The 25,100-nt window shown below is 71.8% G+C and carries 22 protein-coding genes; 19 read left to right on the plus strand and 3 right to left on the minus strand.

Annotated elements, in window-relative coordinates:
* Nucleotides 1-8: 8 nt before the first annotated feature.
* The 16 genes from ACFQPD_RS13585 to ACFQPD_RS13660 all read left to right on the plus strand — a co-directional run bounded on the left by ACFQPD_RS13585 (nucleotide 9) and on the right by ACFQPD_RS13660 (nucleotide 17,111).
* Nucleotides 9-728 carry a TIGR03936 family radical SAM-associated protein gene (locus tag ACFQPD_RS13585; RefSeq protein ID WP_385901305.1) on the plus strand — a complete coding sequence of 240 codons (720 nt, stop codon included), beginning with the start codon at nucleotides 9-11 and terminating at the stop codon, nucleotides 726-728.
* 210 nt (nucleotides 729-938) lie between these two features.
* The gene (locus ACFQPD_RS13590; RefSeq protein WP_385901306.1) at nucleotides 939-3,674 is read left to right on the plus strand and encodes an Rne/Rng family ribonuclease; all 2,736 of its coding nucleotides are present in this window, start codon (nucleotides 939-941) and stop codon (nucleotides 3,672-3,674) included.
* 121 nt (nucleotides 3,675-3,795) lie between these two features.
* On the plus strand, nucleotides 3,796-3,981 hold the full coding sequence (gene rpmB / locus ACFQPD_RS13595; protein WP_068751050.1) for a 50S ribosomal protein L28: 186 nt from the start codon (nucleotides 3,796-3,798) through the stop codon (nucleotides 3,979-3,981).
* A gap of 105 nt (nucleotides 3,982-4,086) precedes the next feature.
* Nucleotides 4,087-6,282 carry an ATP-dependent DNA helicase RecG gene (locus ACFQPD_RS13600; protein WP_068751052.1) on the plus strand — a complete coding sequence of 732 codons (2,196 nt, stop codon included), beginning with the start codon at nucleotides 4,087-4,089 and terminating at the stop codon, nucleotides 6,280-6,282.
* Nucleotides 6,279-6,854, plus strand: a complete 576-nt coding sequence (rsmD, locus tag ACFQPD_RS13605) for a 16S rRNA (guanine(966)-N(2))-methyltransferase RsmD (protein ID WP_068751054.1) — start codon at nucleotides 6,279-6,281, stop codon at nucleotides 6,852-6,854. Before ACFQPD_RS13600 ends, rsmD begins: the two co-directional genes overlap by 4 nt.
* A gap of 7 nt (nucleotides 6,855-6,861) precedes the next feature.
* Nucleotides 6,862-7,344: a pantetheine-phosphate adenylyltransferase gene (gene coaD / locus ACFQPD_RS13610; RefSeq protein WP_353082555.1), complete on the plus strand. Its 483-nt coding sequence runs from the start codon at nucleotides 6,862-6,864 to the stop codon at nucleotides 7,342-7,344.
* Nucleotides 7,345-7,446: 102 nt separating this feature from the next.
* Complete coding sequence (locus ACFQPD_RS13615) at nucleotides 7,447-7,995, plus strand: YceD family protein (RefSeq protein WP_385901307.1); 549 nt, start codon at nucleotides 7,447-7,449, stop codon at nucleotides 7,993-7,995.
* 37 nt (nucleotides 7,996-8,032) lie between these two features.
* Nucleotides 8,033-8,224 carry a 50S ribosomal protein L32 gene (rpmF, locus tag ACFQPD_RS13620; protein WP_068750094.1) on the plus strand — a complete coding sequence of 64 codons (192 nt, stop codon included), beginning with the start codon at nucleotides 8,033-8,035 and terminating at the stop codon, nucleotides 8,222-8,224.
* A 26-nt stretch (nucleotides 8,225-8,250) separates the two neighbouring features.
* The gene (gene rnc, locus ACFQPD_RS13625) at nucleotides 8,251-8,931 is read left to right on the plus strand and encodes a ribonuclease III (protein ID WP_068750092.1); all 681 of its coding nucleotides are present in this window, start codon (nucleotides 8,251-8,253) and stop codon (nucleotides 8,929-8,931) included.
* A complete protein-coding gene (mutM, locus tag ACFQPD_RS13630) occupies nucleotides 8,924-9,763 on the plus strand; it encodes a bifunctional DNA-formamidopyrimidine glycosylase/DNA-(apurinic or apyrimidinic site) lyase (protein ID WP_385901308.1) in 840 nt (279 codons plus the stop codon). Before rnc ends, mutM begins: the two co-directional genes overlap by 8 nt.
* Nucleotides 9,760-10,320 (plus strand): GtrA family protein, encoded by a 561-nt coding sequence (locus ACFQPD_RS13635; RefSeq protein WP_068750089.1) that lies wholly within the window; start codon nucleotides 9,760-9,762, stop codon nucleotides 10,318-10,320. Before mutM ends, ACFQPD_RS13635 begins: the two co-directional genes overlap by 4 nt.
* 7 nt (nucleotides 10,321-10,327) lie before the next feature.
* The gene (gene smc / locus ACFQPD_RS13640; RefSeq protein ID WP_385901310.1) at nucleotides 10,328-13,870 is read left to right on the plus strand and encodes a chromosome segregation protein SMC; all 3,543 of its coding nucleotides are present in this window, start codon (nucleotides 10,328-10,330) and stop codon (nucleotides 13,868-13,870) included.
* Nucleotides 13,871-13,952: 82 nt separating this feature from the next.
* On the plus strand, nucleotides 13,953-14,150 hold the full coding sequence (locus ACFQPD_RS13645) for a hypothetical protein (protein WP_068750085.1): 198 nt from the start codon (nucleotides 13,953-13,955) through the stop codon (nucleotides 14,148-14,150).
* Nucleotides 14,151-14,193: 43 nt separating this feature from the next.
* Entirely contained in the window at nucleotides 14,194-15,375 is a 1,182-nt protein-coding gene (ftsY, locus tag ACFQPD_RS13650; RefSeq protein WP_385901312.1) for a signal recognition particle-docking protein FtsY, read from the plus strand.
* Between the two features lie 81 nt (nucleotides 15,376-15,456).
* Nucleotides 15,457-16,380 (plus strand): ATP-binding cassette domain-containing protein, encoded by a 924-nt coding sequence (locus tag ACFQPD_RS13655; protein WP_385901313.1) that lies wholly within the window; start codon nucleotides 15,457-15,459, stop codon nucleotides 16,378-16,380.
* The gene (locus ACFQPD_RS13660; RefSeq protein ID WP_385901314.1) at nucleotides 16,377-17,111 is read left to right on the plus strand and encodes a hypothetical protein; all 735 of its coding nucleotides are present in this window, start codon (nucleotides 16,377-16,379) and stop codon (nucleotides 17,109-17,111) included. Before ACFQPD_RS13655 ends, ACFQPD_RS13660 begins: the two co-directional genes overlap by 4 nt.
* A gap of 2 nt (nucleotides 17,112-17,113) precedes the next feature.
* Here ACFQPD_RS13660 and ACFQPD_RS13665 read toward each other — a convergent pair whose 3' ends face one another.
* Nucleotides 17,114-17,797, minus strand: coding sequence for a response regulator (locus ACFQPD_RS13665; RefSeq protein WP_385901315.1), 684 nt, complete (start codon nucleotides 17,795-17,797; stop codon nucleotides 17,114-17,116).
* A 139-nt stretch (nucleotides 17,798-17,936) separates the two neighbouring features.
* Between ACFQPD_RS13665 and ACFQPD_RS13670 the strand changes: the two genes are divergently transcribed.
* A complete protein-coding gene (locus ACFQPD_RS13670) occupies nucleotides 17,937-18,113 on the plus strand; it encodes a hypothetical protein (protein ID WP_385901317.1) in 177 nt (58 codons plus the stop codon).
* Nucleotides 18,114-18,252: 139 nt separating this feature from the next.
* Nucleotides 18,253-20,484, plus strand: coding sequence for a histidine kinase (locus ACFQPD_RS13675; RefSeq protein ID WP_385901318.1), 2,232 nt, complete (start codon nucleotides 18,253-18,255; stop codon nucleotides 20,482-20,484).
* A gap of 4 nt (nucleotides 20,485-20,488) precedes the next feature.
* Here the strand turns inward: ACFQPD_RS13675 and ACFQPD_RS13680 are convergent, their stop codons facing one another.
* Both ACFQPD_RS13680 and ACFQPD_RS13685 read right to left on the minus strand, forming a co-directional pair.
* On the minus strand, nucleotides 20,489-21,913 hold the full coding sequence (locus ACFQPD_RS13680) for an NAD(P)(+) transhydrogenase (Re/Si-specific) subunit beta (RefSeq protein ID WP_385901320.1): 1,425 nt from the start codon (nucleotides 21,911-21,913) through the stop codon (nucleotides 20,489-20,491).
* 4 nt (nucleotides 21,914-21,917) lie between these two features.
* Complete coding sequence (locus tag ACFQPD_RS13685; RefSeq protein ID WP_385901322.1) at nucleotides 21,918-23,447, minus strand: Re/Si-specific NAD(P)(+) transhydrogenase subunit alpha; 1,530 nt, start codon at nucleotides 23,445-23,447, stop codon at nucleotides 21,918-21,920.
* 131 nt (nucleotides 23,448-23,578) lie between these two features.
* On the opposite strand from ACFQPD_RS13685, the gene ffh reads away from it, so the two are divergent.
* Nucleotides 23,579-25,090, plus strand: coding sequence for a signal recognition particle protein (ffh, locus tag ACFQPD_RS13690; protein ID WP_068750069.1), 1,512 nt, complete (start codon nucleotides 23,579-23,581; stop codon nucleotides 25,088-25,090).
* The last annotated feature ends 10 nt before the right edge of the window (nucleotides 25,091-25,100 follow it).

A 25,100-nucleotide genomic window follows, 5' to 3' on the forward strand; every position in this document is an offset into this window, starting at 1 on the left:
TGCCGGGCGTGGCTCAACGACAACCTCCGGTCCAGCAGGCCCCGCCCGCGCAGCGCCTCCGGCTGCGCTACGCCAAGCGCGGGCCGGGACGCTTCACGTCGCACCGCGACTTCGGCCGCGCCCTCGAGCGGGCGCTGCGCCGCGCCGAGATCCCCATGGCCTACTCCTCGGGGTTCTCGCCCCATCCGCGCATCTCCTACGCGAACGCGGCGCCGACGTCGGCGGCGTCCGAGGCGGAGTACGTCGAGCTCGCGCTCGCCGAGGTCTGCGATCCGCAGAAGGTGGCGGCGGCCCTGAACGACGTGCTGCCGCACGGTTTCGTCATCCTGGACGTCGCCGAGGGGCGCCCTGAGTCGCTGGGCGACCTGCTTCAGGTGTCGGACTGGAGGGTGACGCTCGCGGAGGCCCGGCCGGGCGTGCTGGCCGACGCCGCATCGCGGCTGCTGGACCGCGACGAGTACACGGTCGAGCGCCTGACCAAGAACGGCATGCGCACCTTCGACGTCCGTGCCGCGGTGCTCATCCTGCGGGCGATCGACGACCAGACCCTGGAGTTGAGGTCCGTGCACCAGGCGCCCCTGGTCCGGCCGGACGACGTGGTGACGGCGTTGCGCCAGCTCGACGCGCGGGTGCCGGCGCAGGCGCTGCTCACGCGACTGGCTCAGGGTCCGTTGGTAGGGGAGCGGATCGGGGACCCGCTGCGCGAGTCGCCCGTCATGCAGCCGTAACTGACGGCGATTCCCGGCGGGGCATGCGACGGATGCTTGTGCGGTGTGCGAGAATAACGGTCAGGTCACGGCACCGCCGGTGCCACCCGACGCAGCGAGACTGCACCGCGGCGAGAACTTGCCGCGACTGCTCGCACTGCCTCGGCGGACCTCAGTCTTAGCGCACAGCGCGTCTGTGCCAGTCCGCGCGTCGCGCGCGTAAGGAGCCACATGCTCGAGATGTCCGACGGTACCGTCAGCCCGCAGGAACAGGTCCCCGCCACCACCGCGCCGCCGCGCCGTCGCCGCGCCGCCTCCCGCCCGGCCGGGCCGCCCGCAACCCCCGCCCCCTCAGATCCCACTCCCGCGGCGCCTGCCGCGGCCGAGCCCGCCCAGGCCGCCGCGCCTGAGGCGTCGCCCGCCGCCGAGCCGGTCACCGCGCCCGCCGCCGAGCCGGTCGCCGCCGAGGCCCCCGCGCCCCAGGAGGACGCCGCACCGCCCACCCGACGCCGCCGGGCTGCCACCAAGGCCGCCGGCGAACCCGCGGCCCCGCGCCGCCGCCGGGTCAAGGCGGTCGAGCACGACGGTGCGAGCGCCGTCGAGGCCACCCCCGAGTCCGCGCCGGAGCCCGGCCAGCCTGAGGAGATCGCCCCGACCACTGCGGCCCCCGCCGCGGAGGCCCCCGCAGCAGAGGCCCCCGCGCCCACCCGCCGGCGCGCGACGCGCCGCACCGCACCTCCGGCAGAGGCGGACCGCCCCGCGGCCTCGCAGGAGGCCCCCGCATCCGACGCCGCGCCCGCCGACGCCGCGCCCCCCACCGACGCGGACCCGGCCGCCGCCGCCGACCGCGCCCTGCATCAGCTGCAGGACGCGACGCCCGCGCCCGTCGTCGACGAGGCCGTCACAACGCCCGCGCCGTCGCGCCGCCGCCGCGCCACCCGCCCCACGGCGCCGCCGCAGGCGCCCGCGGAGACCGACGAGGACCCGATCGCAGCGGCCCTGCGCGCGGCCGAAGAGGTCGCAGAAGCGCGGCGGGCCGTGCTGAGCGATCCGTTCCTCACCGCCTCGGCACGCGACCAGCAGCTCGCCGATCTGGCCGGAGCCATCGCGGCCGGCCCGGAGGACGAGGTGGTCGCCGAGGAGGAGCAGACCGAGGCCCTGGCCGGCATCGCCGATCAGCCAGAAGCCGCTGACGATGTCGCGGACGCAGACGACGACATCGACGAGGACGTGGCCTCCGACGAGGAGGACGTGGACGCCGAGGGTGGCGAGACCCGTCGCCGTCGCCGTCGCCGCGGCGGTCGCCGTCGCCGCCGCGTCGGCTCGCGCGACGAGTCCGACGAGACGGGCGCCGAGTCCGACGCCGACGAGAGCCCCGAGTCGGAGGGCGCCGAAGGCGAGTCCGCCGAGGGCGAGCCCGAGTCCGAGACCGAGACCGACGAGTCCGGCAGCACCCGCCGTCGCCGCCGCCGTCGCCGCCGCGGTGACGCGGGCGACGCGTCGTCCATCGACGACGAGGTCACCGGCATCGAGGGTTCCACCCGCATGGAGGCCAAGCGGCAGCGCCGCAAGGAGTCCCGCGCCGCCGGGCGCCGCCGCGCGCCGATCCTCAGCGAGGCCGAGTTCCTCGCCCGCCGCGAGTCGGTCGACCGTCGCCTGGTCATCCGGCAGGCGGAGGACTACACGCAGCTGGCCGTCGTCGAGGACAACATCCTCGTCGAGCACTACGTCGACAAGGCCTCTGCCACGTCACTGATCGGCAACATCTACATCGGCCGCGTCCAGAACGTCCTGCCGAGCATGGAGGCCGCGTTCATCGACATCGGCCGCGGCCGCAACGCCGTCCTGTACGCCGGCGAGGTGGACTGGGCGCTGTTCGGGGTGACCGGCGAGAACCGCAAGGTCGAGAACGTGCTCAAGTCCGGTCAGAGCGTCCTGGTGCAGGTGACCAAGGACCCGGTCGGGGCCAAGGGCGCCCGCCTCACCGGGCACATCTCGCTCCCCGGCCGCTACATCGTCTACTCGCCGGGCGGCCACCTCTCCGGCATCTCCCGCAAGCTCCCCGACACGGAGCGTGCCCGGCTGCGCGGCATCCTCGCCACGCTCATCTCCGACGAGGAGTCCGTCATCGTGCGGACCGCGGCGGAGGGCGTGAGCGAAGAGGAACTGGTGCGCGACGTCAACCGGCTCAAGGCCCAGTGGGAGGTCATCGAGAAGAAGTCGAAGCAGGGCAGCGCCCCGCAGGCGCTCTACAGTGAGCCGGACCTGACGCTGCGCATCGTCCGCGACCTCTTCACCGAGGATTTCGCTCAGCTGGTCGTGCAGGGCAACGGTGGCCCGGAGGACGCCTACGACGCGATCTCGGCCTACGTCGGCCACGTCGCCCCGCACCTGGCCGACCGCGTGTCCCGGTTCCAGGCTGACGGCGACGACTCCGACGTGTTCGCGCAGTTCAAGATCGACGAGCAGATCGCCAAGGCGCTGGACCGGAAGGTCTACCTACCGTCGGGCGGATCGCTGGTGATCGACCGCACCGAGGCCATGACGGTCATCGACGTCAACACCGGGCGGTTCACGGGTTCGGGGGGCAACCTCGAGGCGACCGTGACCAGCAACAACCTCGAGGCGGCGGAGGAGATCGTCCGGCAGCTGCGTCTGCGTGACCTGGGCGGCATCATCGTGATCGACTTCATCGACATGGTCCTGCCCAGCAACCGCGACCTGCTGCTGCGTCGTCTCGTCGAGTGCCTCGGCCGGGACCGCACCCGCCACCAGGTCGCCGAGGTGACCAGCCTCGGGCTCGTCCAGCTGACGCGCAAGCGGATCGGCACGGGCCTTCAGGAGGCGTTCACCGAACAGTGCGAGCACTGCCACGGCGCGGGCTACGTCCGCTTCGAGGAGCCGGTGGACTCGCAGTCCCCGTCCGACGGCGGGGAGCGCAAGCCCCGCCGCAGGGGCAAGAAGTAGGCCTCCATTTGGCCAATCCCGCGGGGGCGGGTTAACATTGTGCGGTTGCCTGCCCCCGCGGGCACCCGAACACGAACATCAAACCAGGCCGTCGCCTGGCACCGACAACAAGGAGATTCCAGTGGCCGCCAAGTGTGATGTCTGCGCCAAGGGACCCGGCTTCGGTCACAACGTTCCTTGGTCGAAGAAGAAGACCAACCGCCGCTGGAACCCCAACATCCAGCGGGTCCGCGCTGTGGTCAACGGCGCGGCGCAGCGCGTGAACGTGTGCACCTCCTGCCTGAAGGCCGGCAAGGTCTCGCGCTGAGCTAGTCCATGCCCAACCGGCGGTCCGCATCTGCGGGCCGCCGGTTGCGTTGTCCCGGCGGAGTGGCTCGGCGGCGTGTCGGAGCGGGCCGGTAGGGTCGGACGCATGTCCAGCTGGCGCACCCCCATCTACCGGGAACTCGGCCGCCGCCTCGTCGACGTGCTCGGCGCGAAGACCGCCGGCGAGTTCGCGAAGCTCGGCATCACCACGGTGGACGACCTGGTCCGGCACGTGCCCCGCCGCTACATCTCGGGGACGGGGATGTCGGACTTCTCCACCCTGCGCGTGGGGGAGGACGTCGCCGTCATCGCCCGGGTCGAGCGCTCACAGCTGCACTGGGCCGGCGACACCGGGCGGGTCCAGGCGTCCCTCAGCGACGGCTCCGGGACGCCGTTGTCGATCACGCTGTTCGCGAAGCGCCGCAGGATCCTCGAGGGCTGGGAGCGGATGCTCCAACGCGGCCGCCGCGGCATTTTCATCGGGCGCGTCGGCATGTTCAAGGAGACGCTCCAACTCACCCACCCCGACTTCGTCATGCTCGACGGGGCCCGCATCACGGGTGGGAAGAACGCCGAGAAGCGCGCGGCCATGGAACGCAGTGTCCAGCGGGCCACCCTCATCGGCCTGTACCCGGCCACGTCCAACCTGCCGACCTGGACGATCGCCGAATCCGTGCAGTTGGTGCTGCCCTCGCTCGAGGGCGACACACTCCCGCGGTGGATCGTCGAGGAGGCGGGCGTGCTGCCGTTCGCGGAGGCGCTCACGGCCGTGCACGAGCCGGTGGAGGTCACGCAGGCCGAGCACGGGCAGGCGCGGCTGCGTTTCGACGAGGCGTTCGGGATCCAACTGGCTATGGCCGCCAGGCGCCGGGACGCGGCGGCCCAGCCGGCGGTCCCGCGCCCCAGACGCTCCGGGGGCCTGCTCGACGCCTTCGACGAGCGCCTGCCCTTCACGCTCACCGCCGGGCAGCGCGCCGTGGGGGAGACGCTGTTCGAGGAGCTGGCCGGCACGTCACCCATGCACCGCCTGCTGCAGGGGGAGGTGGGCTCCGGTAAGACGATCGTCGCGCTCCGGGCGATGCTCGCGACCGTCGACGCCGGGGGGCAGGCCGTGCTGCTGGCACCCACCGAGGTCCTGGCGAAGCAGCACCACCGCACCATCACCCAGCTGCTGGGCGACCTCGGCCAGGGCCGGCAGCTCGGCGCACACCCGGACGCCACGGGCGTCGTGCTGCTGACCGGGAGCCGCTCCGCGGCCGCGAAGCGGTCCACCCTCAACGACATCGTCACGGGCGAGGCCGGCATCGTGATCGGGACGCATGCGCTCCTGAGCGACCCGGTGGAGTTCTTCGACCTCGGGCTGGTCGTCATCGACGAGCAGCACCGATTCGGTGTCGAGCAGCGGGCCGCGCTCGCGGCGAAGGCCTCCGCCCGGCCGCACACGCTCATCATGACCGCCACGCCCATCCCCAGGTCCATCGCGATGACCGTGTTCGGGGACCTCGAGGTCAGCGAGCTGCGGGAGCGTCCCGCCGGACGGGCGCCGGTGCAGACGGTGTTCGTGGACACCGCCGCCACGCCGCACTGGGTCGAACGGGCCTGGCAGCGCATCCGCGAGGAGGTCGCCGCCGGGCGGCAGGCATTCGTCGTGTGCCCCGCCATCTCGGCGAAGGACGCGGCCGCAGACGGGAAGGGCGGCGGGGCCGCCGTCGAGGAGGTGGCCCCGCACCTGGCTTCCGGGCCGCTCGCGGGCCTGCGGGTCGGCGTCGTCCACGGCCGGCAGCCGGCACAGGATCGCGACGAGGCGATGACGGCCTTCGCCGCGGGCGCGCTCGACGTGCTGGTCGCCACCACCGTCATCGAGGTCGGCGTCGACGTCCCCAACGCGTCGGTCATGGTGGTGCTGGACGCCGACCGCTTCGGTCTGTCGCAGCTCCACCAGCTGCGCGGCCGCATCGGGCGAGGGGGGCACGCGGGACTCTGCCTGCTGCTGGCGGCGCCGGGGGAGGACAGCGACGCCGACGCCCGCCTCAGGGCCCTGGCGGACACCACCGACGGCTTCGAGCTCGCCGAGCTCGACCTGCGGATCCGGCGTGAGGGCGACGTGCTCGGCGCCGCGCAGTCCGGCGGCGGCACCCTCAAGCTGCTGCGGGCGCTGGACGACGCCGAGGTGATCGGTCGCGCGAAGGTGCTGGCGGAGCGGGTGCTCGCGGACGAGCGCGCCGCCGCAGATCCGCTCCTGGCTGACCTCATGGCGAAGGCGGACCAGCTCGCGGCCGGCGAATGGATGGAGAAGTCATGAGCCGCATCATCGCCGGGCGCGCCAAGGGGCACCGGCTTCTCACCCCCAAGGGTTCGGCGACCCGGCCCACGACGGACCGCACGCGCGAGGCCCTGTTCTCGGCGCTCGCCAGCTGGTTCGACGCCGCGGACGCCGACCCCGCCGAGCAGCTCGCCGGCTTCTCGGTGCTGGACCTCTACGCCGGTTCCGGCGCGGTCGGCCTCGAGGCGGCCAGCCGCGGGGCCGCGCCCGTCGTGCTCGTGGAGGCGGATCGCCCGACGGCCAGGATCATCCGCGAGAACGCCGCCGCCACCGGGCTGGCGGTCGAGGTGCGGGCCGCGCGCGCCGAATCGGTGGCCGCCGAACCGGGCCGTCGCTTCGACCTCATCTTCCTGGACCCGCCCTACGACCTCCCCACGGAGCGCGTCGACGCCCTGCTGCAGCGCCTGGCCGCGGACACGCTCGCGGACCGGGGGCTCGTCGTCGTCGAGCGCTCGACGCGCGACCGGGAGCCGGTCTGGCCCGTCCGGTTCACAGACACGTGGCACCGCGGCTACGGTGAGACGACCCTCTACTTCGGAGCGGTGGACTAGGAGCGTCATGGCAGTGCTGTGCCCGGGGTCGTTCGACCCCATCACCGTCGGCCACCTCGACATCATCCGGCGCGCACACGCGCTGTTCGGCGAGGTCGTCGTCGCGATCGGCAACAACTCCACCAAGGACTACCTGTTCAGCTTCGACGAGCGGGTGGACCTCGTCCGCGGAGCGACGGCGGACCTGGACCACATCACGGTGGAACCGATGGACGGGCTGTTGGTCGACTTCTGCCGCGCCCGAGGGATCCCGGCGGTGGTCAAGGGCCTGCGCTTCGGCGCGGACTTCGACTTCGAGCTGCAGATGGCGCACATGAACCAGGCCATGGGCGGCATCGAGACCGTCCTGCTGCCGGCGGCCAAGGGACACGTGACGCTGTCGTCGACCATCATCAGGCAGGTCATCCGCCTCGGCGGTGACGTGAGCGACTACGTCCCCGACAACGTCGCCGCTGCGGTGGCGCGGCTGAGGGGCAGCATCGACGCCTGAGCGTGGCGGCGGGGGCGTCGTTTTGGGAAATCGCACCGCGACTCGGTAGAGTTGGCGGTCGGTCATGACGAGGTCTTGGACGGTCTACGAAGGGAATCCGACGTGTCACCCGTGCATCCCCACCCCGACCGCCGCTCGCCCCTCGTTCTCGAGGTGCACGAGCTGGCGCGTCGGACGGGCGCGATGAAGCAGGTGTCCACGACGGTCCCCGCGCCGGCCGACCTGGGCATCCACATGATCGGGGTGCCACACGGTTCCGACATCGAGCTGGATCTCCGGCTCGAGGCCGTCACCGAGGGCGTCCTGGTGACGGGAACGGCGGACGTGCAACTGCACGGCCAGTGCTCCCGGTGCCTGGACGATATCGAGGGGGAAGCCTCCTTCGATCTGCAGGAGCTCTTCTTCTACCCCGGACACGAGGTGGAGGAGGACGAGAGCGTCGTCGTCGACGAGACGATCGACCTCGAGGAGGCCCTGCGCGACGCCGTGGTACTTGAATTGCCGTTCACGCCACTGTGCGAGGAAGATTGTCGTGGGCTCTGCCCCGAATGTGGGGTCAACCTCAACGACGATCCCGAGCACAGCCATGGTCAGCGGGTCGATCCCCGGTGGGAGAAGCTGGCGGACCTCGGCGGGGACGCACCCAACTGAGCAGATCATCAGGTCGAAGAAACCCTAGGAGAACATCGTGGCCGTTCCGAAGCGGAAGATGTCGCGCAGCAACACCCGGTCGCGCCGCGCGCAGTGGAAGACGACTGTCGTCCCCACCGTCGTGTGCGCCAACCCGGCGTGCCGTGAGCGTCACCTGCAGCACACTGCCTGCCCGAGCTGCGGCCAGTACGGCCCGCGTGGCTCGCGCCGCCAGGTGCTCGAGGCCTGAGCCGGCCTTCTCCCGCTGAGGGCGGGATGAGCGCTCTACAGGACCAGCTGAGGGAGCTGGGCGTCGAGGTCGACGCCCAGCTCTTTGAGTTGTCCTTCACCCACCGCAGCTACGCCTACGAGGCCGGGGGACTGCCGTCGAACGAGCGGTTGGAGTTCCTGGGCGACGCCGTGCTGCAGATCGTCGTCACGGAGCACATCTACCGCAGCCACCCGGACCTGCCCGAGGGGCACCTGGCCAAGCTCCGCGCCCGGGTCGTGAGTTCCGTGGCCCTCGCCGAGGTCGCCCGCGAACTCGGCCTGGCCCAGCACATCCTGCTCGGGAAGGGCGAACTGGCCACCAAGGGCCGTGAGAAGACGTCGATCCTGGCCGACACGATGGAGGCGGTCATCGGCGCGATCTTCCTCTCCGCCGGCCCAGATGCCGCGGCGGCGTTCATCCACCGCAACCTGGACCATCGGATCGAGGCCGCGGCGGCCACGGGGGACTACTCGGACCACAAGACCGCGCTGCAGGAGATCTGCGCTGAACGCGGTTGGGAGCTGCCCCGCTACGAGGTCAGCGGCACCGGGCCGGACCACGAGCGGGTCTTCACGGCTGTGGTCTACGTCGACGGCAAGCCCATGGGCACCGGCACGGCCCCCAGCAAGAAGCGGGCCGAGCAGATCGCGGCCAGCATCGCCTTCGGGGCCGTCAGCGGTGCCTGAACTGCCGGAGGTCGAGGTCGTCCGGCGCGGCCTCGACGCTCACGTCACGGGACGTCGGATCCTCGGTGTCTCCGTGCTCCATCCCCGCCCTGTGCGGGCCCACCCCCTCGGCCCCGACGCCTTTGCCGCCGAACTCACCGGGAGGCGCATCGACGCGGTGCGCCGCCGCGGCAAGTACCTGTGGCTCGCCCTCGGTGCCGACGCCCTCGTCATCCATCTGGGGATGAGCGGCCAGTTCCGGGTCAGCGCCCCGGGCGACGCCCGCGCCCGGCACACGCGCGTCGTCGCCGATCTCGACGACGGGACGCAGCTGCGTTTCGTCGACCAGCGCATGTTCGGTGGCCTGGAGCTGCGGCCGGGGATGGCGGTGTGCCCGGTGCCGCACATCGCTCTCGACCCGTTCGATCCCGAGTTCGACGCCGCCGCGACCGCGGCCGCGCTGCGCCGCCGCCGCACCCAGGTCAAGCGTGCGCTGCTGGATCAGACCCTGGTCTCGGGCATCGGCAACATCTACGCCGACGAGGCTCTGTGGCGCGCCGGCGTCCACTACGCCCACCCCACCGCCTCCCTCACCCCGGACCAGGCCACGTCGGTCCTCGCGGCCGCCTCCTCCGTCATGGCCGAGGCCCTCGCCGAGGGCGGCACGTCCTTCGACTCGCTTTACGTCAACGTCAATGGTGAGTCCGGGTACTTCTCCCGGTCACTGGCCGTGTACGGTCGCGAGGAGCAGCCCTGCACGCGGTGCGGCACCCCGATCGCCCGCCGGGCGTTCATGAACCGCAGCAGCCACTACTGCCCGTCCTGCCAGCCGGTCGCGAAGGAGCTCCCATGATCACCCGGGTCGTGCACCGCTACCGGCACTCCATCCGGCAGTTCCTGCGGTTCGGCACAGTCGGTGGCCTCGGTGTCCTGGTCAACATGGGCGTCATCTGGACACAGCGCCACACGCTGCCGCTCATCTGGCCCGGCTCCGCCTACGGCGGCGGCGCCTGGTGGGCCATCCCAGGAACGGACTTCAACATCCGCTGGTACCACGTGATGAGCATGGTGGCCTTCGTCGTGGCGAACCTCGTGAACTTCCAGCTCAACCGGTGGTGGACCTTCGGGTCGCACCGGCATTCCCGCTGGTGGCGCGAGTACTGGCCGTTCCTCACCGTCGGACTGGCCGCGCAGGGCATCGGCATGATCCTGCTCACGCTGCTGATGTGGGAGGCCTCACCGATCGCCCTGCCGAGCGACGTGTTCGACAACTCCTCGGGCCTGCGCACCAAGCTGTACTGGGCGCAGCTCATCATGATCATCTTCACGATCCCCGTGAGCTTCCTGCTCAACAAGTTCTGGACCTTCCGTTCCATCCGCCGCCCAGAGGCCCCCATCGGGGTGGCATAGCGCAGCCATGTATCTCAAGCAGCTCACTCTCCGCGGCTTCAAGTCCTTCGCGTCCGCGACGACGCTGGTCTTCGAGCCCGGGATCACCTGCGTCGTGGGGCCCAACGGATCGGGCAAGTCGAACGTCGTCGACGCCCTGAGCTGGGTCATGGGGGAACAGGGCGCCAAGACCCTGCGCGGCGGGAAGATGGAAGACGTCATCTTCGCCGGCACCGCCAAGCGGGCGCCGCTGGGCCGCGCGGAGGTCGAACTCACCATCGACAACTCCGACGGGGCGCTGCCCATCGAGTACTCCGAGGTGACCATCACGCGCACCATGTTCCGCTCGGGTGGCTCCGAGTACGCGATCAACGGTGCCGCCGCCCGGCTGCTCGACGTGCAGGAGCTGCTCAGCGACTCCGGCATCGGTCGTGAGATGCACGTCATCGTCGGGCAGGGCCAGCTCGACGCCATCCTGCAGGCCACGCCCGAGTCCCGACGCGGCTTCATCGAGGAGGCCGCCGGCGTCCTCAAGCACCGAAAGCGCAAGGAGAAGGCGCTGCGGAAGCTGGACGCCACGAAGGCCAACCTCGAGCGCCTGGGCGACCTCGTGTCCGAGTTGCAGCGGCAACTCAAGCCGCTCGGCCGCCAGGCCCAGGCCGCCCGCAAGGCCGCCGTGATCCAGGCGGAACTGCGCGACGCGAAGGCGAGACTGCTGGCCGACGATCTCGCACAGGCCCAGGCCAAGCTCGCGGCCGAACTGGCCGACGAGGCCGCCGCCGCCGAGGCGCGCGCCCGCGCGGAGCGGGAGGTCTCCTCGGCGCTGGAGGCCGAGGAGGCGGCGGAGACGCACCTCAAGGCCGCGGCAGCGCACTTCGACGCCATGCAGGAACAGTGGTACGCGCTGGCGGGCCTGCGCGAGCGCGTCACGACGACCGTCTCGATCGCCGCGGAGCGCATGCGGGCGGGTGAGGCGCAGCCCGCCCTCGAGGTGGGGGGCCGGGACCCGGAGGTCCTGGAGGCCGAGGCCGCGGAGTTGGCCGCGCGCGAGCGGGAACTGGCCGCGCAGGTGGACGCCGCGCGTTCGGCGCTGAGCGACGCGACGCTGCGGCGCACCGGCGCCGAGCACGAGCACGCCGCCGCCGAACAGTCCTACAGCGCCGCGCTGCGGGCCATCGCCGACCGCCGGGAGGGCCTCGCCCGGCTCACCGGGCGGGTGAACTCCATCCGGTCGCGCCTCGAGGCGTCGGATGAGGAGATGGCCCGGCTCGCCGCGCGGCGCGACGAGGCGTTGGGTCGCGCCGACGAGGCGGGGGGCCGGTACGTCGCCACGGAGGCGTCGCTCGCGGGCCTCGGCGCCTCCGAGTCGGACCTGGACGAGGCGTACGAGCAGGCGGCCGCCGCGGTCGCCGAGCTCGAGGCGGAGGCCGCGACGCTGCGCTCCGCCGAGGCCGACACCACCCGGCGCCGGGCGGCGCTGGAGGCCCGGATCGAGGCGTTGGATCTGCTGACACGCCGCAAGGACGGCACCGCGGACCTGCTCGACGCCGGGCACGACGACGTCGTCGGCCGGCTGAGCGACCTCCTGGAGGTCGAGGCGGGCTGGGAGGCCGCCGCCGCGGCCGCGCTGCGCGGGATGGCCGAGGCCGTCGTCGTGCACTCCCTCGACGGTGCCGTGAAAGCCTCGCGGTTCCTGGCCGACTCGGAGCTGGGACGTGCCCCGCTGCTGGTGTCCGGGGCGCCGCGTCACGCCGTCGAGATTCCCGGCGACGGAACCAGCCTGCTGGACCTCGTCCGCGCCCCCGACCATCTTGCGGGTGCGCTGGACCGGCTGCTGGGCGCCGCCGTCGCCGTGGAGACGGCGGACGAGGCCACGCGCGTGGTGTCGCGGCACCCGCACGCCGTGGCCGTCACCCGCGACGGGGATCTGTTCTCCGCCTGGCTGGTCGAGGGCGGGTCCGCCGCCGCGCCGTCGCTGCTGGAGGTGCAGGCGCAGCTCGCGGAGGCCCGCGACGACCTGGAGGAGTCGCGGCAGGAGGCCGAGCGACAGCGATTCCGGGCCCAGGAGATCGCGGCGAGGCTGGCGGAGGCGAAGCGCGGGGAGAGTGAGGCGCTGAGCGCGTTGCACGCCTCCGACGCCGAACTGGCCGCGGTGGCGGAGCAGCTCAACGCGCACCGCCAGACCCAGGCGACGGCCAGGCGGGAGGCCGAGCGGTTGGCCGAGGCCATGGAGACGGCGCGCGCGGCGCGCACCCGCGATGAGGAGCAGCTGGCCGAGCTGACCGCGCGGCTCGAGGCGGCGGCTGCCGAGGGCGACGACACCGAGCCGGACCCGGCCGAGCGCGACGACAAGGCCGCCGAGGCCCGCCGGGCACGACAGGCCGAGATGGAGGCCCGGTTGGCGCTGCGCACGGCGGAGGAGCAGGTCAAGGCGATCGCCGGCCGGGCGGACTCCCTCGCCCGCGCGGCGCAGCACGAACGGCAGAGCCGGGCCAAGGCGCGCGCCAGGGCCGAACAGCTACGCCGCGAGGCCGAGGTGGCCGCGGCTGTGCACCGGGCGGCGCAGGTGCTGGCTGAACGGGTCGACACCGCGCGCCGGCTGGCATCGGCGGCGCGGGAGGCGGCCGATCAGGCCAGGCGCGAGGCGGAGAGCGCCACCACCCGGGCCCGCCACACCGCGAAGGCCGCCGCCGCCCGTCTCGACGAGATCGTGCGCGGCGCCCACCGCGACGAGATGGTCAGGATCGAGCTGCGCATGCGGGTGGAACAGCTCGCCGACCGCGCGCTGCACGACCTGGGGATGGAGGCCGACGACCTCGTCGCAGAGTACGGCCCCGACCGCAGCATCCCCGTCCTCACCCGTCCCGACGGCTCTGCCCTCACCGAGGACGACGAGCAGCCCCCGCCGGTCGCCTACGACCGGGCCCAGCAGACCGCCAGGCTCCGCGCGGCGGAGCGCAACCTCGCCGTGCTGGGCCGGGTGAACCCGTTGGCCCTCGAGGAGTTCGAGGCCATGACCGCCCGGCATCAGTTCCTGGCGGAGCAGCTCGACGACCTCAAACGGACCCGGGCGGACCTGCTGGACATCGTCGAAGAGGTCGACCGCCGCGTCCAGGAGGTGTTCGAGGCCGCGTACCGGGACGTGGAGGCCAGCTTCCGCGACGTGTTCAGCCGTCTCTTCCCCGGCGGCGAGGGGCGCCTGGTCCTCACGGACCCGGGCGACTGGCTGACGACCGGTGTCGACGTCGAGGCGCGCCCGGCGGGCAAGCAGGTCAAGCGGCTGTCGCTGCTCTCGGGCGGCGAACGGTCGCTGGTCGCCGTGGCCTTCCTGGTGGCGTTGTTCATCGCCCGTCCCAGCCCGTTCTACATCCTCGACGAGGTCGAGGCCGCCCTCGACGACGCCAACCTCGGGCGGCTGCTGTCGATCTACGAGGAGCTCCGCGCGTCCTCGCAGCTCATCGTCATCACGCACCAGAAGCGGACCATGGAGATCGCCGACTCGCTGTACGGCGTCACCATGCGCGGGGACGGGATCTCGACGGTGGTGTCGCAGCGGCTTCACGAACGCTGAGACTCGCCGGGGGAGATTTCGCCGCCCGCCCCGTCCTGCGGCACCATGGGAACAGCTTCCCCGCCGAAGAAAGGGCACGTCCGTGCTGGTCGCAGTCTTCGCTGTCCTCTCAGTCGTCCTCCTCGCCGCCGTCCTCCTCGCCGTCGTGGCGGAGTCGTCCGGGCGGCTCACCGTCAAGCACCCCGCCTGGCAGCGCCTCGTGAGCGCGGCCGCCCGGCACCTCGAAGGTCGCGGCGTGGTGCCGAAGTTCCTCGAGCGGCTGGATCAGCGCACGCCCTGACCGCCGGATCGGCCGCCCCGCGGCCGACGGCTAGGATGACCGCGTGGAGTGGTTCTTCTGGGTCATCATCGCGATCGTCGGACTGGCGATCCTCATCGCAGGCATCGTGGTCGCGGTCGACCGTCGTCGCCAACTGGAGCACGAGGAGCGGCCCGAACTCGAGCCGCGTGAGCCGGGCGGCGAGGTCGTCGTACCGCCCGTCACCCCTGAGCCTGCGGAGCCCACCTACGCCGAAGCCGTTCCCCCGGCCGGCGCTCCGGACGTCGCGGCAGCGCCGGCCGCCGTCATCGAGCGTCCCGAGTCCGCGACCTCACGGTGGGCGCGCCTGCGCCGGCGCCTCGCCGGCAGCAACAACGCCCTCGCCCGCGCGCTGGCCGACCTCCTCTCGGTGGACCGCTTGGACGAGGAGACGTGGGACGACTTCGAAACCACCCTCATCACATCGGATCTGGGCGTCGGCCCCACCACGGAGCTGACCGGCGCGCTGCGCCGGCGGTTCGCCGTCGACGGGGTCGCCGATCCCGCGGAGGCCCGCCGCATCCTGCACGAGGAACTCCTCGCCCTCGTCGATCCGCACCTCGACCGTTCACTCAACCTCACGCCGTCCGCGGACGGGCTGCCGGCGGTCGTGCTGGTGGTCGGAGTCAACGGCACCGGCAAGACGACGACGGTGGGCAAGCTCGCCCGCGTGCTCGTCGCGGAGGGGCGCAGCGTCCTGCTCGGCGCCGCCGACACCTTCCGCGCCGCCGCCACCGAGCAGCTGGCCACCTGGGGCGAACGGGTCGGCGTCCACACCGTCCGCGGTCCCGAGGCCGGAGACCCGGCCTCGGTGGCCTTCGACGCCGTCGCACAGGGTGCGGCGGAGGGCGTCGACGTCGTCATCGTCGACACCGCCGGCCGCCTGCACACCAAGACCGGGCTCATGGACGAGCTCGGCAAGGTCAAGCGCGTCATCGAGAAGAAGGCGGCGGTCAGCGAGGTCCTGCTGGTCCTCGACGCCACCACCGGCCAGAACGGCATGACGCAGGCGCGCATCTTCTCCGAGGTCGTCGATGTCACGGGCATCGTGCTGACGAAGCTGGACGGCTCCGCCAAGGGCGGCATCGTCATCCAGGTCCAGCGAGAGCTGGGCGTGCCGGTCAAGCTCGTCGGGCTGGGGGAGGGCCCGGACGATCTGGCCCCGTTCGACCCCGAAGGCTTCGTCGCGGGCATTCTGGGCGAGTGAGCGCCTAACTTTCTTCCAGGATCCGGCCGATCCGGCCCCTTCGCGTGGCGTCGCCGCACCGTCGCGAGGCAGGATCGGGACGTGATCGACGTGCGCGACCTCTCGACGACCCACGGGCGCCGCCCCGTGCTGGATCGCGTGAGCCTGCGCGTCGCCGCGGGCCAGGTCACCGCAGTGGTCAGCCCCGTCGCCGCCGAGGCCACCTCGCTGGTCCGCGCGATCGTCGGACTGGACCGCGCCGGCACCGGATCCGCCCTCATCGACGGCGCCCCGTACGGATCACTGGACTCCCCGCTCACCGCCGTGGGTACCCTGCTGGCCGGAGCGCCGGCCCATCCGGCCCGTACCGCCCGCGATCACCTGCGGTGGATGGCCGCGGGATCGGCGCTGCCGTCCCGGCGGGTCGACGACCTGCTGGAGATGGTCGGGCTGGGTAGCGTCGCGGGGATCAAGGTACGCGACTTCACCCCCGCCCTCCGCGTCCGGCTGGGCGTGGCGTCGGCCATGCTCGGGGACCCCGACCACTACGTCCTCGATGACCCGCTGCGGCATCTCGACGGACTCGACGCGCTCTGGCTGCGCCAGGTGCTCCGCCGGCTGGCCGCCCGCGGCAAGGCGGTCCTCGTGACCGGGCACTCGCTCGGCAGGCTGGCCGCGGTCGCGGACCGGGTGGTCGTGCTCGGCCACGGGCGCATCGTCGCCGACGAGGACGCCGCGGCACTGCGGGCCCAGGCCCGCCCCACCGTCGTCCTGCGCGCAGAGCGCCAAGGGGAACTCTTCGACCTCCTGCAGAGCATGGGCGCCGATGTCACCCCCCGGCTCACCGACGACGGTGTCTCGCTCGAGGTGTCGGGACTCTCGGCGCAGCGGATCAACGAGGCGGCCGTCGGCTTCGAGATCCTCAGCATGGTCGAGACCGACGACGGTCTGGCCCACACCCTGGCCCGTCTCGCGGGAGGCGCTGTGCCGCGTGTCGCGGCGCTCGCTGTCGGCGGGATGCGGTGATCACAGCCGCGACGCACGCGGAGCGCATCAGGTTCGCAGGAATCCGGGGGTGGGTCCCGGCGGCGCTGGTGCTCGCCCTGGCCGGCGTCGTGCTACCGCTGCGTCACGCACTGGCCGTCGCGACGGACCCCGCGCTGCCACCCGCGTCCGACTCGTCCGCGATGGTCCCGCTCACGGGCGTCGGCGTCCTGGGGCTAGCAGTCGCCGCGGCGTGGTCCGTCAGCCGCGAGTACTCGACCGGCACCCATGACGTGGCCCGGCTCCTCCAACCGTCGGGATGGCGCTGGGTCCTGGCCCCGATGACCGTGCACGCCCTCGTGTCGTCCGTGGCGGCCGCGCTCGCGGCGCTCCTGTCCGTGGTGGTCGTCGCCCTGGTCACGCCCGACGACCGCCAGGAGGGTCTCGGGACGATGTCCGCGGCGCCCATGGTGGCGCGTGCCGCGGTGGTGGCGGTGTTCGTGGTGGTCCTGGCCGTGGCGGTAGCGTCGGTCCTTCGCCGGACCGGACCCACCATGGCGGTGGTGCTGGGGTGGCCCCTCGTCATCGAGCCCCTGCTCTCAGGTGTCCCCGCCGCCCGGCCGCTGCTGCTCGGGTCGGCGGTCGCGACGGCGATCTGCGGCCCGTCAGGGGTTCCGGACGGCTCGTGGGGGAGTATCGGCGCGGCGATGGTCTGGCTGGGGCTGCTGGCCGTGGGGGCGTTCGGTGTCGCGGCGACGGTGTCGCGCCGCTGAGGTCAGCGACTCGTGACGGGGTCCATCTCGGTTGGATCCACGATGCCCAGCTGAATGGCCCGCACCAGGATCTGAGTCCTCGACTTCAGGCCCATCTTGTCGCCGATGTGCGACAGGTACTGCTTGACCGTGCCCTCCGAGACGAACATCTTCGCACCGATCTGCTGGTTGGTCAGGCCTTGGGCCAGCCACCGCAGGAGCTCCTTCTCGCGGGGAGCCAGCCCGGGATCCGGGGGCGTCTGCCGGCTGGGCTCGGGTGTGTCCAGGACGTTCGAGACCAACTCGCGGCGCACCGCCGCCGACAGTGGCATCTCGCCCGCCAACGCCTGCTGGATCCCGGCGATGAGCGCGGGACCGCCCGCATCCTTGAGCAGGTATCCCGAGGCCCCCGCGCGCAGGGCCGCGACGATGTACTCGCGAGTCCCGAACGTCGTCAGCGCCACGACGCAGGCCTCGGGCCACTGGCCGCAGATCTCACGCGTCGCCTCCACCCCGGACTTCTCGGGCATCTGGAGGTCCATGAGGGTCACGTCGGGACGGTGCGTCCGCCAGGCCTGCACCGCCTCGTTGCCGTCCCTGGCCTCGCCGACGACCTGGTAGCCGGCATTGCGGGCGAAGAAGATGCGATAGGCCTCGCGGACCATCGGGTCGTCGTCGACCACGAGGAGGCGGCACGGACTGTTCATGTGAGTACCCTAACGGGGTTTCACGGCGGTAGAGTTACAGGGCTCTCGGAAAAGTCTGGCCGAAAGTCAGTATCTGGTGCCGTGGGGGGCCGGTATTAGTTGTACTGCACACCACAAATTTCTTCCCCGAAGGATTGCCATGAAGGTCCGCTCTCTCGTCGCAGGTCTCATTCTCGCCGTCGCCATCGCCCCGTCCGCTGTCGCGGCCCCCAAGACGGCTGCCCCGCAGCCCGTGGGCGGCACCGTCAAGGTGACCGAGGACACGAACTTCATCTGCCCGATCTTCCCGTGGCTCGCCATGTGCCACCCGCGCTGATCGCTTCGGCACCATCAGCACCCCATCTCTCCGCCGGGACGAGGCTAGACAGGCCAGTCCCGGCGGAAGTGCGTCCAAGACAGTCCGTACTAGATCCACGGACCTGCTCAACGCTTCCCGCTACATCCTCGCGGCTACGGTGGTCTTCGGTGCACTCGGCAATCTGATCGAATGGGAGCGGGCGGGATGGCACACCGCGGTCTCGCCCCTGGCTCAGGTGCTGGAGGCGACAGCGTGCGTCATCGCGCTCTGGCGTCCCAAACTTAGCCTTCTGGTCGCGCTGGCTCCCATGATGCTGACGCTGACATTCGGCAACATGGAAGCTGACGTGTTGGCTCCTGTGTTTGTCACCGGCGCGTTTGTGGCTGTCGCCAAACCGTTGGAGGCCGCGGCGACCGTGGGGCTGTTCCTCAGCTACGCGGTCCTCCGCGGACTGCAGAGCCCTCCCTGGTGGGAGATGACGGCCTCCTACCTGGTCCTGCTCATCCCAGGGTTGGTGGCGGGGGGGCTGCTGCGGGGCATGCTGCTGGCCCGGCGTCGTGGCCAGGGACGCATCCTCGTCATGGAGGACGACACGTCGCGCATCCGAGCCGAGGAGCGCGCCCGGCTGGGCGGAGAACTCCGCACGCTCATCACCGTGGGGCTCGCCGAGAGCCGGCGCGTGCTCGAGGAGTCCGCGCCCGTGACGGACCCCGCGACCCTCCGCGGCGCCATCCACGCGATCAACGACGCCTGCCTGAGGGCGTTGGGCGAGGTCCGCGCGCTGGTGGGGATGCTCCGCGAGGACGCGACCGCAGGCGGACACGACGAATCCATCGCCGGACCGACCGTGTCGGACATGGCGCACCGCTCGGAGCAGCGCCTCGCGGCCCGCGGGATGTCCACCGCTCTGGACCTGCCGGCCGATCTCGACGGACTCAGCCGGGTCACGCAGGCCACCGTCGTCAAGGCCTTGGAAGAGGTCGTCCTTGCCGCGCTGGCCGAGGAGCCTCCCACCGACGGCCGGACTGCCGTCACAGTCACCGCGGAGCGCCGTCGCGGATGGGTGCTGCTCGACGCCGCCTACCCGGCCGCGCTGGTCCCGGACCCGGAGCAGGAGCGGCGCCTCGACCGGCTCAGCCAGCGCGTCGACGCCCTCGGCGGCATCCTGCGGACCCAGATCCGCGCCGGCAAGCGGATGCTGCGCATGGAACTGCCGCCCGCACTCGACGCCGCCATGGACCGCGAGACACCGGCCACGGGACCCGCCTGGCAGCAGTGGCTGTCGATGGCGACGCTGCGCGGCGTGCTGACCATGGCCCTGACCATGGGCGGGCTCACGGCGGGCGCCCAACTCCCCGGCGCGCTGATGGCCGGCGAGATCCGCTGGGACCTCGCCTGGGAACTAGCCGGATTCACCGCGGCGGGCCTGCTGCTCTGGTGGCCCGTGGTGGGCACACTGCCCGCGGTGGCCGCGACGCTGGGGATGCTCTTCACGCCGCACTCCGACGACCTTGCGCTGCTGGCGCTGCTCCTGGTCGCCTGCCTGCAGGCCGCCCGGGTCACCAAGCGCTGGGCCGCCGGTCTCCTGGGCGCCGCGGCCTCCGTCGCGCTGCTCATGGCGACCGCCGTCGACGTCGGGGCCGTGCGGGAGCGGGCGCTGGTGGCCGCGATCGTCCTCGTCGCGCTCCCGACGATGGTGGCCGCCCGGCATTTCCTGATGTCGCGCCGCCGGCACCTGACGGAGATGAGGGCGCTGCAGGCCACGGCAGAACGCATCCGCACCGAGGAGCGCAACCTGCTGGCGCGCGAGCTGCACGACGTGGTCGCGCACCATCTCTCCGTCGCCACCCTCCAGTGCATGGCCTTCGGCGACAGCGACGACCCGGTGGAACTGCGCACCGCCCTCGACAGGATGCGCCGGTCCATCATCGGGGCGGGGGAGGAGATGGAGCTCCTCGGGCGCATCATGGCCGGGGCAGAGGGCGGAGCCGACGGGGTCGCACTGGTCAGGCCCACGACGGTCGTCGGCGTCCTGTCCCAGACCCTCCGCGACAACGGATTCAAGTCATCGGTCTCCGTGGATGCGACCGCCGACGAGCTACCGGCGCCCACGCTGCGCACCCTCACCCGGGTCATGCAGGAGGGCGTCACCAACGTCCTGCGCTACGCCAGCCGCGACGGCGAGTGCGCCATCACCGTCGAGGTGCTGGGCGACGAGGTCATCCTGCGCATGAGCAGCGCGATCCCCGCGCGGCGTCGCCTGTCGCGACTGTCCCTCGGGTACGGCCTGGCGGGGATCCGCGAGCGCGTCGACCTGTTGGGCGGGCGCTTCGCCGTCGGCCCCGACGACGGCGAGTGGGTGCTGCGCGTGGCGCTGCCGGCGCGCTGAGAGCTCAGACCGACGCCGGTGCCCCCACCGCCTGGACGAGCGCCTCGGCGCTGGCCTTGGCGTCGCCGAACAGCATCGCGGTGTTCTCGCGGACGAACAGCGGGTTCTCGACACCCGAGTAGCCGGCCGCCATGGAGCGCTTGAACACCACCACCTGCCGCGACTCCCACACGTGGAGGACCGGCATGCCCGAGATGGGCGAGCCCGCCTCCATCGCGGCCGGGTTGACGGTGTCGTTGGCGCCGATGACGAGCACGACGTCGGTGCGGGGGAAGTCGTCGTTGATCTCGTCCATCTCCAGGACGATGTCGTAGGGCACCCGGGCCTCGGCCAGCAGGACGTTCATGTGGCCGGGCAGCCGGCCCGCCACCGGGTGGATCGCGAACCGCACGGTCTTGCCCTGCGCGATGAGGCGTCGGGTGAGTTCCGCGACCGGGTGCTGCGCCTGCGCCACGGCCATGCCGTAGCCGGGCGCGATGATGACGGAGTCGGCGTCCCGCAGCCAGCCCGCCACCTCGTCGGCGCCGGCGCTGACCGCCTGCAGCGGGTTGCCGTCAGCGTCGAGCATCGCGACCGCGGCGCCGGTCGAGTCGGCCGTGCCGAATCCGCCGAGCAGCACGTTGGCGATCGAGCGGTTCATGCCGCGCGCCATGACGATCGACAGGATGATGCCGGACATGCCGACGATCGTGCCGGCCACGACGAGGAGGTCCGAGCCGATCGCGAAGCCGGACAGCGCCCCTGCCCAGCCCGAGAAGGAGTTGAGGAAGCTGACGACCACGGGCATGTCCGCGCCGCCGATCGCGAGGACCATGAGGATGCCGAACACGTAGCCGAGGACGTGCGCGATGACCAGCGGCCAGATGTTCGGGGCGGCCAGGTACCACGCGAGCGAGCCGACCAGGCCCACGCCGAGGAGTCCCATCACCAGCCAGCGGGCGCTCAGGACGACGGGGCGCGACGTGATCCGCCCGCCCAGCTTGCCGAACGCGACGATGGAGCCGGAGAACGTCAGGGCGCCCACGACCACCGCGGCCCACACCGTCACGCCGTGGACGATCTGGTCGCTGAGGACCGGGTAGCTCTCGACCTGCAGCGCGGAGTTGATGCCCACCGCGGCGGACGCCTGGCCGCCGAACGCGTTGAACAGCGCCACGAGCCCGGGCAGACCCGTCATGGCGACCCGCGTGGAGTAGAGGAGCCCGACGGTGAAGGCGATGGCGAGCGCGACCAGGAGCAGGACGAAGCCGACCGTGTTCCACTCGCGCGTGAAGGTGTGGATGACCGTGGCGAGCACCGCGAGCGTCATGCCGGCGATGCCGAAGGCGTTGCCGCTGCGGGCCGTCTCCTGCTTGCCGAGCCCGACGATGCTGAGGATGAACAGGAGCGCGGCCGCGATGTAGCCGCCGAACACGATGTTGTCGAGCATGGGTTCAGCTCCTCTTGAACATGGCGAGCATGCGGTTGGTGATGGCGAAGCCGCCCACGCAGTTGATGCCGGCCAGGACGATGGCGACGAAGGCGATGATCTGCACGGACAGCAGGGGGGACGTGAGCTGGGTGATGGCGCCGACGATCGTGATGCCGGACACCGCGTTGGACACGCTCATCAGCGGCGTGTAGAGGGCGGGCTCGACACCCCAGATGACGTAGTAGCCCACGACCATCGCCAGTCCGAAGACCAGGATGCTGGACAGGAAACCGCCGGGCAGCAGCAGCGACAGCAGCAGCCAACCGGCCACCAGCATCAGCACCATCCGGAAGCGCGCCCACTGGTCCGGTGGCGGGGCGGCGGTGGGGATGGCGACGGGGGCCGGGGCGGCTGCGGCAGCGGGCGCCACGGACACCTCGATGGGGGGTGGCGGGAACGTCACCTCTCCGTCGCGCACGACGGTCATCTGGCGGTGCACGACGTCGTTGAAGTCGAGTCGCAGCTCGCCGTCCTTGTCGGGGGTGAGCAGTTTGAGCAGGTTGACGATGTTGGTGCCGTACAGCTGGGAGGCCTGGCCGGGCAGTCGGCTCGCGAGGTCCGTGTAGCCGACGATCGTGACGCCGCCGTCGGTGGTGTAGGTCTCACCCGGCCGTGTGAGGACGCAGTTGCCGCCGCCAGCCGCGGCCAGGTCGACGATGACGCTCCCGGGCCTCATGGACTCGACCATCTCCGCCGTGATGAGCTTGGGCGACGGGCGGCCCGGGATCGCGGCGGTGGTGATGATGATGTCGACGGTGGCCGCCTGCCTGGCGTAGAGCTCCGCGGCCTTGGCCGCGTAGTCCGCGGACGTGTCGCGCGCGTAGCCGTCGGAGGAGCGCACCTCCTCCACCTCGGCGACCTTGACGAACTTCGCACCCATCGATTCGACCTGCTCGGCGGTCTCGGGGCGGACGTCGGTGGCGGTCACCTCGGCGCCGAGGCCGCCGGCGGCGCCGATGGCGGCGAGCCCCGCGACGCCAGTGCCGATGACGAACACCTTGGCGGGCGGCACCTTGCCGGCCGCGGTCACCTGGCCCGTGAAGAACCGCCCGAAGGCGTGCCCGGCCTCAATGACGGCTCGGTAGCCGGCGATGTTGGCCATGGAGCTGAGCGCGTCCAGTGACTGGGCGCGGGAGATGCGCGGCACCATGTCCATCGACAGCGCCGTGACGCCCCGCGCCGCCAACGCCTCGATGAGCGCGGTGTCCGACCGCGGGTGCAGGAACCCGATGAGGACGTGACCGGGACGCATGAGCGCCTGCTGGGCAGGTGAGGGCTCGCCGACCATCGCCACGACATCGCTGGACCACACGTCGTCGGCGGTACCGATCGCGGCTCCCGCGTCGCGATACGCGTGGTCGGGGAACGAGGACCGCGCCCCCGCGCCGGCCTGGACGACGACGTCGTAGCCGAGGGTCAACAAAGCCGTCACGGTGGCCGGTGTGGCCGCAGCCCGGGTCTCGGGGGCCTCGTCGGGGATGCCGATCCTCATGCGGGCGGTTCCTTTCGCAGTCATCGGGCGAGTGTGTCAGGAGCCTATCGGTAGCCGCGCCGCCGGGGCGGAGGCGGGTCCGATCCCCGGTATCCTGGTGCGGTTCAGTCGTCTGGTGAAGGGCTCAAACAGTGTTCGACACGCTGCAGGACCGGTTGTCGTCGGTGTTCAAGGGCCTGCGGGCCAAGGGCCGCCTCACCGAGGCGGACATCGACGCCACCATGCGGGAGATCCGCATCGCGCTGCTTGAGGCCGACGTCAACCTTGGTGTGGTCAAGGAGTTCGTCGCGGCCGTGAAGGGCCGGGCGATGGAGGCCGAGCTCTCCAAGGCGCTCAACCCGTCGCAGCAGGTCATCAAGTTCGTCCACGAGGAACTCATCTCGATCCTCGGCGGTGAGGCGCGCGCGGTCCGCTTCGCCAAGCAGCCGCCCACGGTCATCATGCTCGCCGGCCTCCAGGGCGCGGGCAAGACGACCCTGGCCGGCAAGCTGGCCCGCTGGCTGAAGGCCGAGAAGCACGCTCCGCTGCTCGTGGCCGCGGACCTGCAGCGGCCCAATGCCGTCAACCAGCTGCAGATCGTCGGCGAGCGCGCCGGCGTGCACGTCTTCGCCCCCGAACCCGGCAACGGCGTCGGTGACCCGGTCGACGTGGCCCGCCGTGCCATCGCCCACGCGTCGGCCAAGCTGTACGACGTCGTCATCGTCGACACCGCGGGCCGGCTGGGCATCGACGAGGAGCTCATGCAGCAGGCCGCGGACATCAAGGCCGCGGTCCGCCCGCACGAGACGCTGTTCGTCGTCGACGCCATGATCGGCCAGGACGCCGTCAACACCGCCAAGGCCTTCGACGAGGGGGTCGGGGTCGACGGGGTCGTGCTCACCAAACTCGACGGCGACGCCCGCGGCGGCGCGGCGCTCTCCATCGCGCGCGTCCTCGGCAAGCCCATCATGTTCGCCTCGAGCGGCGAGGCGCTGGGCGACTTCGACCGCTTCCACCCGGACCGGATGGCGTCGCGCATCCTCGGCATGGGCGACGTGCTCACCCTGATCGAGCAGGCCGAGAAGACCTTCGACGCCGAGCAGTCGCGCGCGGCCGCCGAGAAGCTCATGGGGCGCGGCAAGTTCGGCCTGCAGGACTTCCTGTCGCAGATGCAGCAGCTGCGCAAGATGGGACCCATGTCCAAGATCCTCGGCATGCTGCCCGGTGCCGGCCAGTTCAAGGACGCCATCAACGAGATCGACGAGAAGGAGATCGACCGGATCGAGGCGATCATCTACTCCATGACCCCGGCCGAGCGCGACGACGTGTCGGTCCTCAACGGATCCCGCCGCGCGCGCATCGCCAAGGGCGCCGGCGTCCAGGTGTCGGAGGTCAACAAGCTCGTCACCCGGTTCGTCGAGGCCCGCAAGATGATGGAGGCCATGGCCGGCGGCGGCATGCCCGGCATGCCGGGGATGCCGGGCATGGGCGGACGGCGCGCACCGCAGAAGAAGCAGCCGAAGAAGCAGCAGCGCAAGGGGCCCAAGGGCGTGCGCAGCCAGCCGTCGGCCCGGCCCGCCGCCCCCGCCCCGCAGTCACTGGACGAGTTCCAGCTGCCCCCGGAGCTGCAGAAGATGTTCGACGCCAACAAGCCCAAGTTCTGACCAGGAGACA

The sequence above is a fragment of the Tessaracoccus sp. O5.2 genome, from assembly GCF_964266725.1.
Taxonomy (GTDB): Bacteria; Actinomycetota; Actinomycetes; order Propionibacteriales; family Propionibacteriaceae; genus Arachnia; species Arachnia lapidicapta.

Excerpts from the sequence above, each read along its gene's own strand:
- rnc (WP_068750092.1), top strand. The coding sequence starts at position 8,251 with ATGAGCGCTCTACAGGACCAGCTGAGGGAGCTGGGCGTCGAGGTCGAC.
- ACFQPD_RS13670 (WP_385901317.1), top strand. The coding sequence starts at position 17,937 with ATGAAGGTCCGCTCTCTCGTCGCAGGTCTCATTCTCGCCGTCGCCATC.
- coaD (WP_353082555.1), top strand. The coding sequence starts at position 6,862 with ATGGCAGTGCTGTGCCCGGGGTCGTTCGACCCCATCACCGTCGGCCAC.
- ACFQPD_RS13665 (WP_385901315.1), bottom strand. The coding sequence starts at position 17,797 with ATGAACAGTCCGTGCCGCCTCCTCGTGGTCGACGACGACCCGATGGTC.
- ACFQPD_RS13635 (WP_068750089.1), top strand. The coding sequence starts at position 9,760 with ATGATCACCCGGGTCGTGCACCGCTACCGGCACTCCATCCGGCAGTTC.
- rsmD (WP_068751054.1), top strand. The coding sequence starts at position 6,279 with ATGAGCCGCATCATCGCCGGGCGCGCCAAGGGGCACCGGCTTCTCACC.
- ACFQPD_RS13600 (WP_068751052.1), top strand. The coding sequence starts at position 4,087 with ATGTCCAGCTGGCGCACCCCCATCTACCGGGAACTCGGCCGCCGCCTC.
- ACFQPD_RS13680 (WP_385901320.1), bottom strand. The coding sequence starts at position 21,913 with ATGCTCGACAACATCGTGTTCGGCGGCTACATCGCGGCCGCGCTCCTG.
- smc (WP_385901310.1), top strand. The coding sequence starts at position 10,328 with ATGTATCTCAAGCAGCTCACTCTCCGCGGCTTCAAGTCCTTCGCGTCC.
- ACFQPD_RS13590 (WP_385901306.1), top strand. The coding sequence starts at position 939 with ATGCTCGAGATGTCCGACGGTACCGTCAGCCCGCAGGAACAGGTCCCC.
- ACFQPD_RS13685 (WP_385901322.1), bottom strand. The coding sequence starts at position 23,447 with ATGAGGATCGGCATCCCCGACGAGGCCCCCGAGACCCGGGCTGCGGCC.